Here is a 14,137-nt window from a genome sequence, read left to right on the forward strand (position 1 = left end):
GCGGGACCCTGTGCATTTATTCGGGAAAGCCGGGAAGTATAACCAAGGTGGGGGCCGCAGGCGACACGCGGCTGTCATCTGCAGGCGGGCGGTGGTTACTTCGCGGTAAAACCGCGAAGAGGGGCGTGCGCGGGGCCGGTTTACTCGGAGCGCTTGATCAATCGTTCGATGCGCGCATCCAGTCGACGCTTGATCTCGTTCTCGATGTGCGGGGTGAAATCATTGATCACGTCTTGCATGATCGCCTGCGCTGCCGCGCGCAACTCGCTTTCCAGGTGCAACAGGGTGTCCTGGCGGCGGGTTTGCGAATCTTCCTCAGGTTCAGCGACGGCAGGCGCGACGGCAGGTGCGGCATTGCCGCCAGGCTCGTCGAGCAACAACGGGATCTGTTCTACCGTCTCGGTCAGCAGCGGCGGTTGCAGGTCAGCGTCGCCCAGCAGTTGGCGGATCGACTCGAGGTCATCGAGCAGGTGGGCGGAGTCGGGCAAAGGGGAGGGCTTGTCCATCGTCGTCAAAGTCGCTGTAAGCGGTGGTCTTGCAGAGCATAGCCCTGTTCACGGTAGAAACGGAACCGCTCACGGGCCGATTGGCGGATGCTCGGTTCCTCGACGACGATTTCGGCAACCCGTTCGAACTGCCCTACGAACGCGGGTACGCCAGCACCCAGGTTGATCAGCAGGTCGCGGTGTTGCCCGGCATCCTCGCCAAGCCCTAAGGCCACGGTGGCATCAGCGTGCAGCTCCGCCAGGTCGTGGGGCACGAAAGCCTCGCCTTTGAAGTGCCATAGACGTTGGTCCAGTTCGCTGCGCTGCTCGGCGTCCTGGCAATGCAAGTAGACCCGGTGGCCGAGGCGCCAGGCTTTGTCGCACAACTTGCAGGCGAAATCGAGCCGCGCCGACAAGGAATCGGTGGGCAGGATGTAGAAATCGACTTTGCTCATGGTGGGTTCTGCCGGCCGGTGGCGCGCATGGCGCCACCGGTCTCACGGCATCAGGCGCCAGCGCGATCGAGCAGGTACTGGGTCAGCAGCGGGACCGGGCGGCCAGTGGCGCCCTTGTCCTTGCCACCGCTGATCCAGGCGGTGCCGGCGATGTCCATGTGCGCCCAGTTGTAGGCCTTGGCGAAGCGCGACAGGAAGCAGCCCGCCGTGATGGTGCCGGCCTTCGGCCCACCGATGTTACCCATGTCGGCGAACGGGCTGTCCAGTTGCTCCTGGTACTCGTCGAACAGCGGCAGCTGCCAGGCGCGGTCGTCGGCGCGCTTGCCGGCATCGAGCAACTGGCCGACCAGGTCGTCGTTGTTGCCCATCAGGCCCGTGGTGTGGCTGCCCAGGGCAACGATGCAGGCGCCGGTCAGGGTGGCGATGTCGATCACCGCCTGGGGCTTGAAGCGTTCGGCGTAGGTCAGGGTATCGCACAGCACCAGACGGCCTTCGGCATCGGTGTTGAGGATTTCGACGGTCTGGCCGCTCATGGTGGTGACGATGTCACCTGGGCGGGTAGCACCGCCGCTCGGCATGTTTTCGGCGCAGGCCAGCAGGCACACCAGGTTGATCGGCAGTTGCAGTTCGAGTACCGCACGCAGGGTGCCGAACACACTGGCGGCGCCGCACATGTCGTACTTCATCTCGTCCATGCCGGCGCCTGGCTTGAGGCTGATGCCGCCGGTGTCGAAGGTGATGCCCTTGCCCACCAGCACGAACGGCTTGTCAGCCTTCTTGGCGCCCTGGTAGTTGAGCACGATCAGGCGTGGCGGCTGGTCGCTGCCCTGGCCCACGGCGTAGAACGCGCCCATGCCCAGGTCCTTGATCTTCTTCTCGTCGAGCACTTCGACCTTGAGGCCTTTGTGCGCCTTGCCCAGTTCCTTGGCCTGCTCGGCGAGGAAGCTTGGGTGGCACAGGTTGGGCGGCAGGTTGCCCAGGTCGCGGGTGAAGGCCATGCCGGTGGCGATGGCAGTGGCGTGCTTGACGGCGCGCTCGACCTCGGCCAGGCCCGCCTTGTCGGCTAGCAGGGTGACCTTTTTCAGGGCACGTGGCTCGGCCTTCTGGCTTTTGAAACGGTCGAACACGTACTCGCCGTCGAGCAGGGTCTCGGCCAGCAGGCGGTATTTGCCGTAGTGGGCGTCGCGGTTGCTGACGGCGACATCGTCCAGGGCAAGTACGGCGTCACCACCGTTCAGGCCTTTGAGCACGCCGGCGACACTGCCGACCAGCTTGCGCCAGGCGCGATCGCCCAGGGCTTCGTCCTTGCCGCTGCCAACCAGCAGCACACGCTCGGCCTTCAGGCCCGGCAGGCTCTGCAGCAGCAGGGTCTGGCCCGGCTTGCCGGCCAGGTCGCCACGCTTGAGCACGGCGCTGATGGCACCTTCGCAGGCTTGGTCGACGGCCTTGGCAACAGCGCCGAGCTTGCGGCCTTCACCAACCGGTACGACCAGAGTGGCGGTTTTTACCGATGCAGCAGCTACGCTTTTTACAACCAGTTCCATGTCAGGGTCCCCGAATGATCGATACAGTTGGCGCTTTGTGTTCCAGCGCTCTGGGCGGGCCAGGCCGCGTGGTCGCGTACCCGTGGAAAAGCTGCCAGTTTGAGCCTGCGGCAAGGCCGCTGACAACCCTGTTTTGCGGCTTCATGCGCGGCCAAGTGACAGGGGCGGTCAATCACAGGATAATGCGCGCACTTTACATGGAGGTTCGCCTATGGCGAACCGGCATTGGTCTTGGCTGTACTAAGTCATTGTTTGGCGCCATTGTTTGGCAGTCCGCCCTGACAACCCAGGAGTGTCTGGTTTGATCGTCTTTCGTTATCTCTCCCGCGAGGTCCTGGTGACCTTGAGCGCCGTCAGCGCAGTGCTGCTGGTGATCATCATGAGCGGGCGCTTCATCAAGTACCTGGCCCAGGCCGCCCAGGGCGTGCTCGACCCGAGCGTGCTGTTCCTGATCATGGGCTTCCGCCTGCCGGGCTTCTTGCAGCTGATCCTGCCGTTGGGGCTGTTTCTCGGCATCCTCCTGGCGTATGGCCGCTTGTACCTGGAAAGCGAAATGACCGTGCTTTCGGCCACGGGCATGAGCCAGCAGCGCCTGCTTGGCATGACCATGGCGCCGGCTGCCCTGGTCGCCTTGCTGGTCGCCTGGCTGAGCCTGAGCCTGGCGCCGCTGGGCGTTGCCCAGGTGCAGCAGATCATCAGCCAGCAGGATGCCCTGACCGAGTTCGATACCCTGGTGCCGGGGCGCTTCCAGACCCTGCGCGATGGCTCGCGGGTGACCTACACCGAAGAGCTGTCGGACGATCGCGTCAACCTGGCCGGGGTGTTCATCTCCGAAAAGCGCTTCAACCAGGACAAGACCAAGGACCGGGCGCCGTCCGTGCTGGTTGCCGAAAAAGGCCACCAGGAAATCCAGGCCGACGGCAACCGCTACCTGATTCTCGAAAACGGCTACCGCTACGACGGCAACCCGGGCCAGGCCGATTACCGTGCGATCAAGTACGACACCTACGGTGTACTGCTGCCCAAGCCTGAAGTCAGCGAAGAAGTGACCGAGCGTGAGGCCATCCCCACTTCGCAGCTGATCGGCCAGAAGGGCTTGCGCGAACGTGCCGAGCTGCAATGGCGGCTGTCGTTGCCGATTCTGGTCTTCGTCGTGACCCTGCTGGCGGTGCCGCTGTCGCGGGTCAACCCGCGCCAGGGCCGCTTCCTCAAATTGCTGCCGGCGATTCTTCTGTACATGGCCTACCTGACAATGCTGATTTCCGTACGCGGCGCCCTCGAGAAGGGCAAACTGCCGATCGCCCTGGGCATGTGGTGGGTGCACGGGCTGTTCCTGCTGATCGGCCTTGGGCTGATGTACTGGGAGCCGCTGCGCCTGAAGCGCGCCGCACGTCGTGCGGAGGTGGCCCATGGGTAAGCTGGATCGTTACATCGGCCAAAGCGTGCTGATGGCCATTCTGGCCGTGCTGGGGATCATCCTCGGCCTGGCCTCGCTGTTCGCCTTCATCGATGAGATGAGCGACCTGAGCGACACCTACACGGTCATGGAAGCGGGCAACTTCGTGCTGCTGACCGCACCCCGGCGCTTGTATGAAATGCTGCCGATGGCGGCGCTGATCGGTTGCCTGATCGGCCTGGGCAGCCTGGCCAGCAGCAGCGAACTGACCATCATGCGTGCGGCGGGGGTTTCCATCGGCCGCATCGTCTGGGCGGTGATGAAGCCGATGCTGGTGCTGATGCTGGTGGGTGTGCTGATTGGCGAGTACGTGGCGCCGGTTACCGAAAACAAGGCCCAGGCAGACCGTTCGCTGGCTCAGGGCGGTGGTGAAGCGCAGAGCTCCAAGCGGGGTATGTGGCACCGCCAGGGCGAGGAGTTCGTGCACATCAACGCCGTGCAACCCAATGGCCTGTTGCTGGGCGTGACCCGCTACCGCTTCGACGACGAGCGCAAGATCGTCACTTCCAGCTTTGCCCGTCGGGCGCAGTACAACGACGACCACTGGCTGCTAAGCGATGTGCGCACCACGTATTTCCGTGGCGACCACACCGAAGTGGTGACGACGCCGCAAGAGCGCTGGGACGTTTCGGTCACGCCGCAATTGCTCAACACCGTGATCCTGGCCCCGGAGTCGCTGTCGATCACCGGGCTTTGGGATTACATCCACTACCTGTCGGACCAGGGCTTGAACAACGCCCGCTACTGGCTGGCGTTCTGGACCAAGGTGCTGCAGCCTGCGGTAACCGCAGCGCTGGTGTTGATGGCGATTTCCTTCATCTTCGGCCCACTGCGTTCTGTAACCTTGGGCCAGCGGGTGTTCACCGGCGTGCTGGTGGGCTTCGTGTTCCGCATCGCCCAGGACTTGCTTGGCCCTTCAAGCCAGGTGTTCGGCTTCCCGCCGCTGCTGGCAGTGGTGATACCGGCCGCGGTGTGTGCACTGGCAGGGGTGTGGTTACTACGCCGAGCGGGTTGATGACCTGAACGATGCACAAAAGCCGACCTCAGGGTCGGCTTTTTCATTTCTTCTGCTTGGGTACCCGCACCAGCTGGGTCTCGGAATAGATGTCATGCCAGCCGCGTTTGCGCTTGTCGATCAACGCCCAGAAAAACCCCAGGCCCAGGCACAGCCACGAAGCGATCGAGACCACGAAGCGCAACAGCGCCTGCCACAGGCTGATGGCACTGCCATCGGCGTTCTGCACGCGCACGCCCCATACCTGCATGCCCAGTGTCTGCCCGCCATGGGTCCAGAACTTGGCAAAGAAACCGAACAGCGCGAACAGCAGGATCGTCGACAACAGCGGGTCGCCATCCAGCGCACCGGCGTCGGTCAGCGCACGCATGCGGGCCTCACCGATGATTGCCATCTGGATCATCTTGTACGCGCCCGCCGTCACGATCAGCAGGGCAGTGCACAGCAGGAAGTCATAGAACATCGCCGCCAGGCGGCGGCCTAGCCCGGCAGGTGGAAAGTTACCCTGAGGCATGAGGGGGGGCTTGGACATTGCGCAGCAGCTCCAGAAGGCAAAGGCTCATTCTAGGGAACTGCAGGCAAAAAAAAGCCCCTGCGCGTCAACGCAAGGGCTCTTTTTTATGGATTATCAGGCTTCTGGCTGGACTTCGTCAGCCTGCATGCCTTTTTGGCCCTGAACGGCTACGAAGGTAACCTTCTGGCCTTCTTTCAGGCTTTTGAAGCCGTTGCCCTGAATGGCACGGAAGTGCACGAACAGATCCGGACCGCTCTCTGGGGTGATGAAACCGTAACCTTTCTCGTCATTGAACCACTTGACGGTACCGTTCTGACGCTGTGCCATTTTCTTATTTCCTATGAATCTATTAATTTGATAACAGTGACTTTCATGTCGTATTGGCATGAAAGCTTACTGGGCTGGGTTGCTGGAAAGTAAGAGACGTCGAACGGGTTGTAGCAGATCGCGGCTACTGGCCCAGGTCACGAACTGTTGCGACCCATGCAAACACAGTGCAGTGACTCTACGCCAACTCCCGAGAAAAAAACAAGCCCTTGCTCGTCTGCAAAAACGGGCGTTCGCCGATAGCCGAACGATTTGTCGGAAACGGCATGGCGCCTGGGCTGGCGCCATGTTCATTCGTTATTGAACAGGTTCGAAATCGAATATGACAAACCTGTTCAAACACTTCACGTCTTGCTTTCAGCCGCGGTAGTAACGTTGTGCCACGAAAGGCATTTTGCTGACTTTCAAGGCCACCTTCTTGCCGCGTACAAGTGCAAACAGTGGTGTGTCTAGTGCGGTATGTTCGCTGTCGATATAGCCCATTGCGACAGGGGCGCCGAGTGTTGGGCCAAAGCCACCGCTGCATACTTCGCCCACTGGCTGGTCGGCTGCATCGACGATCGGTGCACCTTCACGTACCGGCGTGCGTTCCTGCGGCAGCAGGCCGACGCGCTTGCGTGCCACGCCCTGTTGCTGTTGCGCGAAGATCGCCTCGGCACCCGGGAAACCACCGGCGCGGGCACCGTCGGCGCGGCGCACTTTCGAGATGGCCCACAGCAGGCTGGCCTCGATCGGCGTGGTCGCGGTATTCATGTCGTGGCCGTACAGGCACAGGCCGGCTTCCAGGCGCAGCGAGTCACGCGCCCCCAGGCCGATCGGTTGCACCTCTGGCTCGGCCAGCAGGCGTCTGGCCAGCGCATCGGCGGCATTGGCCGGCACCGAGATCTCGTAACCGTCCTCACCGGTATAGCCCGAGCGGCTGACGTAGCAGGCTTCACCCAGCAAGGTCACCGGGCGGAACTGCATGAAAGTCATGCCGGCCACTTCCGGGGCCAGGCGCTCCAGCACCTTGACCGCAGCCGGCCCTTGCAGGGCCAGCAGGGCGCGGGCCTCGAACAGCGGCTCAATCTCGCAGCGACTGCCGATGTGTTTTTGCAGGTGGGCCAGGTCCTGGTCCTTGCAGGCGGCGTTGACCACCAGGAACAGCACGTCGTCACCGAGGTTGGCGACCATCAGGTCGTCGAGGATGCCGCCTTGCTCGTTGGTGAACATGGCATAGCGCTGCGTGCCCACTGGCAGGTCGACGATATCCACCGGCACCAGGCTTTCCAGTGCCTGGGCCGCATCGCTGCCACGCAGGATGATCTGGCCCATGTGCGAGACGTCGAACAGGCCGGCCTGCTCACGGGTGTGCAGGTGCTCTTTGAGCACGCCCAGCGGGTACTGCACCGGCATGTCATAGCCGGCAAACGGCACCATGCGCGCACCCAGCTCCAGGTGCAGGGCGTGCAGCGGGGTCTTGAGCAGTGTTTCGGACATCGGTGACTCCTTGGTGTTGTTATCGGGTCAACATTCGATGATGTTGACGGCCAGACCGCCGCGGGCGGTCTCCTTGTATTTGCTTTTCATGTCGGCGCCGGTCTGGCGCATGGTGCGGATGACCTTGTCGAGCGACACGAAGTGCTGCCCGTCGCCGCGCAAGGCCATGCGCACGGCATTGATCGCCTTCACCGAGCCCATCGCGTTGCGCTCGATGCAGGGCACCTGGACCAGCCCGCCGATTGGGTCGCAGGTCAGGCCCAGGTTGTGTTCCATGCCGATCTCGGCGGCGTTCTCCACCTGTTGCACGGTACCGCCCATGACTTCGCACAGGGCCCCGGCAGCCATCGAGCAGGCCACGCCGACCTCGCCCTGGCAGCCGACTTCGGCACCCGAGATGGAGGCGTTTTCCTTGTAGAGGATGCCGATTGCCGCCGCCGTGAGCAGAAAGCGCACCACGCCGTCTTCGCTGGCGCCTGGGACGAAGCGCATGTAGTAGTGCAGTACCGCCGGGACGATGCCCGCTGCACCGTTGGTGGGCGCAGTGACCACGCGCCCGCCGTAGGCATTTTCCTCGTTGACCGCCAGGGCATAGAGGTTCACCCAGTCCAGCACCGACAGGGCATCGCGCAGGCTGGCTTCCGGGTGTTGGCTGAGCTGGCGGTACAACGCCGGGGCCCGGCGCTTGACCTTGAGCCCGCCTGGCAGAATGCCCTCATGCCGGTAACCGGCCTCGACGCAATCCTGCATCACCTGCCAGATCCGCAGCAGGCCGGCGCGGGTTTCGGCCTCGGGGCGCCAGGCCGCCTCATTGGCCAGCATCACCTGGCTCACCGACAGATGGTGTGCAGTGCAGTGCCCGAGCAATTGCTTGGCGGTTGTGAACGGGTAGGTGAGTACCGTGCTGTCCTCGACGATGCGGTCGTGCCCCGCAGCCTCTTCGTCGACCACGAAACCGCCGCCCACCGAGTAGTACTCGCGGCTGCGAATTTGCAAACCGGCACTGTCCAAGGCGCGGAAGATCATGCCGTTGGGGTGATAGGCCAGTGGCTTGCGGATCATCGCCAGGTGCTGTTTTTCGATGAAGTCGATTTCGTGCTCGCCGAGCAGGCGCAGGCGGCCGCTGTCACGGATCGCCTGCAGGCGGGCGGGGATGGATTCGGTGTCGACGGTATCGGGGTGCTCGCCTTCCAGGCCAAGCAATACCGCCTTGTCGCTGCCGTGGCCCTTGCCGGTGGCGCCGAGTGAGCCATACAGCTCGGCCTTGACGCTGACCGTGTCGGCCAGCAGGCCGTCGCGGCGCAGGCCTTCGGCGAAGCGTGCAGCGGCGCGCATGGGGCCGACCGTGTGGGAGCTGGAGGGTCCGATGCCGATCTTGAACAGGTCGAAGACGCTCAGTGACATGGTGGTGCCTCCATTTGAACTTTTTGGGGCCGCGCGGCGGCCCCAAAGTTCTACAGACCGCCTCAGGCGTCCTGATAGCTCTCGATCGACGGGCAGGCGCAGACCAGGTTACGGTCGCCGAACACGTTGTCGACCCGGCCGACCGGTGGCCAGTACTTGCTTTGCACCAGGCTCGGCAGCGGGTACACAGCCTGCTCGCGGCTGTAGCCATGGGCCCAATCGCCAACCAGTTCCGCTGCGGTGTGCGGGGCGTTTTTCAGCGGGTTGTCGTCCTTGTCCAGGCTGCCGTTTTCCACGGCGCGAATTTCTTCGCGGATCTGGATCATCGCGTCGCAGAAGCGGTCCAGCTCTTCCTTGGCCTCGCTTTCGGTCGGCTCGATCATCAGCGTGCCGGCTACCGGGAAGGACATGGTCGGGGCGTGGAAGCCAAAGTCGATCAGGCGCTTGGCCACGTCGTCGACGCTGATGCCGCTGGTGTCCTTGAGCGGGCGCAGGTCGAGGATGCACTCGTGGGCGACCAGGCCATTACCACCGGTGTACAGAACAGGATAGTGCTCTTCCAGGCGGCGGGCGATGTAATTGGCGTTGAGGATCGCCATTTGCGAGGCGCGCTTGAGGCCGGCACCGCCCATCATGCGGATGTACATCCAGGTGATCGGCAGGATGCTGGCGCTGCCGAACGGCGCGGCGCACACCGCGCCCTGCGGGTTCTCCAGCTGCGCATGGCCCGGCAGGAAGGGCGCCAGGTGCGACTTGACGCCGATCGGGCCGACGCCCGGGCCGCCACCGCCGTGGGGGATGCAGAAGGTCTTGTGCAGGTTCAGGTGCGAAACGTCGCCGCCGAACTTGCCCGGCGCGCACAGGCCGACCATGGCGTTCATGTTGGCGCCGTCGATGTAAACCTGGCCGCCGTTGTCGTGGATGATCGCGCAGATTTCGCCAATCGCTTCCTCGAACACGCCGTGGGTCGACGGGTAGGTGATCATGATAGCGGCCAGGCGCTCGCGGTGTTCGATGGCCTTGGCCCGCAGGTCCTCGACATCGACGTTGCCACGGGCATCACAGGCGGTGACTACCACACGCATGCCCGCCATGTTGGCGGTCGCCGGGTTGGTGCCGTGGGCCGAGGACGGGATCAGGCAGATGTCGCGATGGGCCTCGCCGCGGCTGCGGTGGTAGGCGCGGATGGCCAGCAGGCCTGCGTACTCGCCCTGGGAGCCGGCGTTGGGTTGCAGCGACACCGCGTCGTAGCCGGTGGCGGCGCACAGCATGGCTTCCAGCTCGGTGGTCATCTGCAGGTAACCCTGGCTCTGTTCGGCCGGGGCGAACGGGTGCAGGTTGCCGAACTCGGCCCAGGTGACCGGGATCATTTCACTGGCAGCGTTGAGCTTCATGGTGCACGAGCCCAGGGGGATCATGCTGCGGTCCAGCGCCAGGTCCTTGTCGGCCAGGCGGCGCAGGTAACGCATCAGCTCGGTTTCGCTGTGGTAGCGGTTGAACACCGGGTGTTCGAGGATTGCCGACTGGCGCAGCAGGCCGGCAGGCAGCAGCGAGCCGGTGCTGGCGGCGAGGGTGGCGAAATCGGGTTGCGGCTGGTCGCCGGCCAGCAGTTGCCACAGCGCTTCAACGTCCGCCTGGGCGGTGGTTTCGTCGAGCGACAGGCCGACATGGCCCGCATCGACCTGGCGCAGGTTGATGCGCTGGGCACGGGCCTTCGCGTGCAGGCTGGCGGTGGCTTCGCCGGTTGCCAGGGTCAGGGTATCGAACGCGCTCTGGCCGACGACCTGGATGCCCATGGCCTTGAGGCCGGCGGCGAGGATGGCGGTCAGTGCGTGGGTGCGTTGGGCGATGCGCTTGAGGCCGTCCGGGCCGTGGTACACGGCGAACATGCTGGCGATGTTGGCCAGCAGCACCTGGGCGGTGCAGATGTTGCTGGTGGCCTTTTCGCGGCGGATGTGCTGCTCGCGGGTTTGCATAGCCAGGCGCAGGGCGGTCTTGCCGAAGCGGTCGATCGACACGCCTACCAGGCGGCCCGGCATGTCGCGCTTGAAGGCATCACGGGTGGCGAAGTAGGCCGCGTGCGGGCCACCGAAGCCCAGGGGCACGCCGAAGCGCTGGGCGCTGCCGATGGCCACGTCGGCCTCGAACTCGCCCGGCGGGGTCAGCAGGGTCAGGGCCAGCAGGTCGGCCGCCACGGCCACCAGGGCGTTGGCCGCGTGCAGGCGCTGGACCAGTTCGCGGTAGTCGAACACTTCACCGTTGCTGGCCGGGTACTGCAGCAGTGCGCCGAAGAAGGCGCTGACATCGGTCAGCTCGCGTTCGTCGCCGACCACCACGTCGATGCCCAGCGGCTCGGCACGGGTGCGCAGCACGTCAAGGGTTTGCGGGTGGCAGTGCACCGACGCAAAGAAGGCATGGCTGCCCTTGTTCTTCGACAGGCGTTTGCAGAAGGTCATGGCCTCGGCAGCGGCGGTGGCTTCGTCGAGCAGCGAGGCGTTGGCGATCGGCAGGCCGGTCAGGTCGCTGATCAGGGTCTGGAAGTTCAGCAGCGCTTCCAGGCGGCCTTGGGAAATCTCGGGCTGGTAAGGGGTGTAGGCGGTGTACCAGGCGGGGTTTTCCAGCAGGTTGCGCAGGATCGGTGCCGGGGTGTGGGTGTTGTAGTAACCCTGGCCGATGTAGCTCTTGAACAGCTGGTTGGTGCCGGCGATGGCTTTCAGCGCCGCGAGGGCGTCGGCTTCGCTCTGGCCATCTTCTGCGCCGAGCACGCTGGTGCCCTTGATGCTGTCGGGGATGACCGCAGCGGTCATGGCGTCCAGCGAGTCGAAGCCCAGGGTGGCGAGCATGGCCTGTTCGTCAGCGGCGCGTGGGCCGATGTGGCGGGCGATGAATTCGTTGGCGGTGCCGAGGTTGATGGTCATGGTGTGGTTCCTCAGGCGTCGTCGTTGGCTTTGATCAGGCGGTCGTAGGCGTCCTGGTCGAGCAGGGCGGTCACTTCGCTCATGTCGGCCGGGATGAAGCGGAAGAACCAGCCTTCGCCCATCGGGTCTTCGTTGACCAGCTCAGGGCTGTCCTCGAGCCCTTGGTTGACGGCGACTACTTCACCGGTCAGTGGCATGTACACGCCGCTGGCGGCCTTGACCGATTCGACGGTGGAGGCTTCGGTAGCTTTTTCGTAATGCTGCAGCTCCGGCAGTTGCACGAAAACCACATCGCCGAGGGCGTTCTGGGCGAAGGCGGTGATGCCCACGGTGACGCTGCCGTCGGCTTCAACGCGCAGCCATTCGTGATCTTCGGTGAAACGCAACTCGCTCATGGGAAATCCTCGAAAGCAGGGCGGTAGGCGTGGTTAGCCACGCACTTGTTGGATTTCCTGTAGCAAAAATGTGGCCAATAAAATAAAACGCTTATAAATCAATGGCTTGATAAATATTCGAAAGCCTGTTGAAAATAAAGGTGGAATGAAATCGATACAGAACATCCACGGCCCAAATCGCTAGTCGTGGCAAACCCTTGCAGATACACAACGGAGTAGGGGTGTATTGATTTCAATACGATGTATTGAAATCAATACGGTCACATCATCCAAGCCTGTCGGGCTACACCAGGCTCAGGCTGGCGACGCTTGACGCTGTTGCAGGCGCACCGTCAGCATCCCCGACAGCGAGATCAGCCAGAGCACCGCGAACACGCCCGCGATCGCCAGGTTCGACGCCAAGGGCAGTGCACTGACGATGCCCGAAGCCAGCGACCCGAATACCAGCATCAGGCAGCCCTGCAGGCTGGCCGCCACCCCTGCGCGGTCGGGGAAGAGGGACATGGAACGGGCCATGGCGTTGGAGAAGATAAAGCCCTGGCCGAACGCGACAAGCATGATGCCACCCAGGATGCTGACCAGGTTCAACCCAGCAGGCATGGCGGCGATGCTCAACACGCCGAGCAGGAACAGCAGCATGCCCGTCCACATCAACGTGGCCGCCTGGACCCTGCGGATCAACGCGCGATTGACCAGCGTCCCAACCAGATAGCAACTGCCCACCGCCAGTGCCGTAGTGCCGAAGTATTGTGCGTCGTGGCCCAGCCGCTCCTGGACGATATGCGGGCCGATCACGTTCCACAGCAAAAACGCCGAGAAACTCGCGCCCAGTACAATTACCGACGAGCGAAAGCGCCCGTCAGCCAGGATGCACCGGTAGCCAACCAGGGTTTGCATGGCACTGCGACGGGCAGTGGCGGGCAGCGATTCCTTGAGCCCGGCCAAAACGAACGCCATCACGATCACGGCATAGACCGCATACAGGACGAAATTGTAGCGCCAGCCCAGGTAGACCTCGATCATGCCGCCCACATACGGTGCGATGACGGGCCCGAGGCCGAACGCCAGGCTCAGATAGATAATGGCCACATAGAAGCGCGGGCCCTTGACGATATCGACCAGCAAGGCACGGGCAACCACTTGGCATGCACCAATCGCAAAACCTTGCAGTGCGCGGGCCACCAAGAGCATTTCGATGGAGGTCGAGAAGGTGGCCAGCAGGCTGCCGCTGAGGAACAGCGCCAGGCCCAGGATTACCGCCGGCCGGCGCCCGCGTGCATCGGTCATGATGCCGAAAAACAGCTGGCCGATGGCGTAGAACAGCAAGGTGATGGTGATGGTGTTCTGCATGAGCGACGGGCTGGCGCCCAGCTCATGGCCGATTGACGGCATGCTGGGCGCATACAGATCGATGGCGATCCCCCCGACGCTATTGATCAGGGGAGCAAGGAACACGATGAAATTCTCGTAACGCTTGTTTGCGTTCATGGTTACCTCCAGTGCTCCGGGCACGGCCATGCCCGGAGCCAGATGTGGTCAGGCGGATGCCTGGCAGGTGAAATGCGGCTGGCTCAGCGCCAGGGCGGGGGCATTGCCCCAGGTACTCGGCGCAGACAGGCGCGAAGCCACCACCCGTGGTCCGTGGTCGTAGTAGTTGCCCCAATTGACGCCAGGGTCCCTGAGCCTGTTGCGGTCGGCACCGCCCAGGTCCTCGAGGGTGTCTACGAGGGGGATCAGCAACTGCCGCACCTGCTCGGTGGCGGTCAGCACCACCAAGCCGAAATTTCGCAGGGCCAGTGTCTTGATCACGTTGTTGAGCAGGTACTTCCCGGCCCCGCTACCGCTATGAAACGAGGCGAACGCGCCAACTTCGGCAATGCGTGCCCGATCGATGTGGTAGCGCTCATCCAGGCTCTGGTCCAGGTAGTACTCGCTGAACAGCTTGCCGGAATCGCCGTAGCTGATCCCCGCACAGGCATAACCTGGGGCCCCACCGTTGGCGCCGGTCAGGCAGACGAACAGATCGGGCTGTGGCTCTGGCGTCGCGCCATAGTGCTTGAGGTAGTGGGCACGTACCGCTTCCTGCAGGCATCGGTAGCCAGGTCGGCCTTTGTAGAAATTACGCACGATGTACATGGTGGCTTC

General features: G+C 63.5%; 13 protein-coding genes. 2 read left to right on the plus strand and 11 right to left on the minus strand.

The features are described from left to right. Nucleotides 1–140: 140 nt before the first annotated feature. The 3 genes from HU770_RS01455 to HU770_RS01465 are packed head-to-tail and all read right to left on the minus strand — an operon-like array spanning nt 141 to nt 2,484. Nucleotides 141–506 (minus strand): hypothetical protein, encoded by a 366-nt coding sequence (locus tag HU770_RS01455; protein WP_033701069.1) that lies wholly within the window; start codon nt 504–506, stop codon nt 141–143. A gap of 5 nt (nt 507–511) precedes the next feature. Next, a complete protein-coding gene (locus tag HU770_RS01460) occupies nt 512–940 on the minus strand; it encodes a DNA polymerase III subunit chi (RefSeq protein WP_047581428.1) in 429 nt (142 codons plus the stop codon). A gap of 50 nt (nt 941–990) precedes the next feature. After that, nucleotides 991–2,484, minus strand: coding sequence for a leucyl aminopeptidase (locus HU770_RS01465; protein WP_186662929.1), 1,494 nt, complete (start codon nt 2,482–2,484; stop codon nt 991–993). 301 nt (nt 2,485–2,785) lie between these two features. Here HU770_RS01465 and lptF point away from each other — a divergent pair, with 301 nt between their 5' ends. Further along, nucleotides 2,786–3,901, plus strand: a complete 1,116-nt coding sequence (lptF, locus tag HU770_RS01470; protein WP_033701066.1) for an LPS export ABC transporter permease LptF — start codon at nt 2,786–2,788, stop codon at nt 3,899–3,901. After that, entirely contained in the window at nt 3,894–4,955 is a 1,062-nt protein-coding gene (gene lptG / locus HU770_RS01475) for an LPS export ABC transporter permease LptG (RefSeq protein WP_033701064.1), read from the plus strand. Before lptF ends, lptG begins: the two co-directional genes overlap by 8 nt. Before the next feature lie 43 nt (nt 4,956–4,998). Here the strand turns inward: lptG and HU770_RS01480 are convergent, their stop codons facing one another. The 8 genes from HU770_RS01480 to HU770_RS01515 form a co-directional block, all read right to left on the minus strand. Continuing rightward, nucleotides 4,999–5,487 (minus strand): RDD family protein, encoded by a 489-nt coding sequence (locus HU770_RS01480; RefSeq protein ID WP_033701063.1) that lies wholly within the window; start codon nt 5,485–5,487, stop codon nt 4,999–5,001. Between the two features lie 96 nt (nt 5,488–5,583). Then, the gene (locus HU770_RS01485; RefSeq protein WP_033701061.1) at nt 5,584–5,796 is read right to left on the minus strand and encodes a cold-shock protein; all 213 of its coding nucleotides are present in this window, start codon (nt 5,794–5,796) and stop codon (nt 5,584–5,586) included. A gap of 357 nt (nt 5,797–6,153) precedes the next feature. Beyond that, complete coding sequence (gene gcvT, locus HU770_RS01490; protein ID WP_047581437.1) at nt 6,154–7,275, minus strand: glycine cleavage system aminomethyltransferase GcvT; 1,122 nt, start codon at nt 7,273–7,275, stop codon at nt 6,154–6,156. A 27-nt stretch (nt 7,276–7,302) separates the two neighbouring features. Beyond that, nucleotides 7,303–8,679, minus strand: coding sequence for an L-serine ammonia-lyase (locus tag HU770_RS01495; RefSeq protein ID WP_033701059.1), 1,377 nt, complete (start codon nt 8,677–8,679; stop codon nt 7,303–7,305). Between the two features lie 62 nt (nt 8,680–8,741). Further along, nucleotides 8,742–11,597, minus strand: a complete 2,856-nt coding sequence (gene gcvP, locus HU770_RS01500; protein ID WP_186657102.1) for an aminomethyl-transferring glycine dehydrogenase — start codon at nt 11,595–11,597, stop codon at nt 8,742–8,744. Nucleotides 11,598–11,608: 11 nt separating this feature from the next. Further along, nucleotides 11,609–11,992, minus strand: coding sequence for a glycine cleavage system protein GcvH (gene gcvH / locus HU770_RS01505; RefSeq protein WP_033701056.1), 384 nt, complete (start codon nt 11,990–11,992; stop codon nt 11,609–11,611). A 294-nt stretch (nt 11,993–12,286) separates the two neighbouring features. Continuing rightward, nucleotides 12,287–13,480, minus strand: a complete 1,194-nt coding sequence (locus HU770_RS01510) for a multidrug effflux MFS transporter (protein WP_186657108.1) — start codon at nt 13,478–13,480, stop codon at nt 12,287–12,289. 48 nt (nt 13,481–13,528) lie between these two features. Further along, nucleotides 13,529–14,128 carry a thermostable hemolysin gene (locus HU770_RS01515; RefSeq protein WP_050506133.1) on the minus strand — a complete coding sequence of 200 codons (600 nt, stop codon included), beginning with the start codon at nt 14,126–14,128 and terminating at the stop codon, nt 13,529–13,531. Nucleotides 14,129–14,137: the final 9 nt, after the last annotated feature.

Source organism: Pseudomonas sp. SWRI68 (genome assembly GCF_014269165.1).
GTDB lineage: Bacteria > Pseudomonadota > Gammaproteobacteria > Pseudomonadales > Pseudomonadaceae > Aquipseudomonas > Aquipseudomonas capeferrum.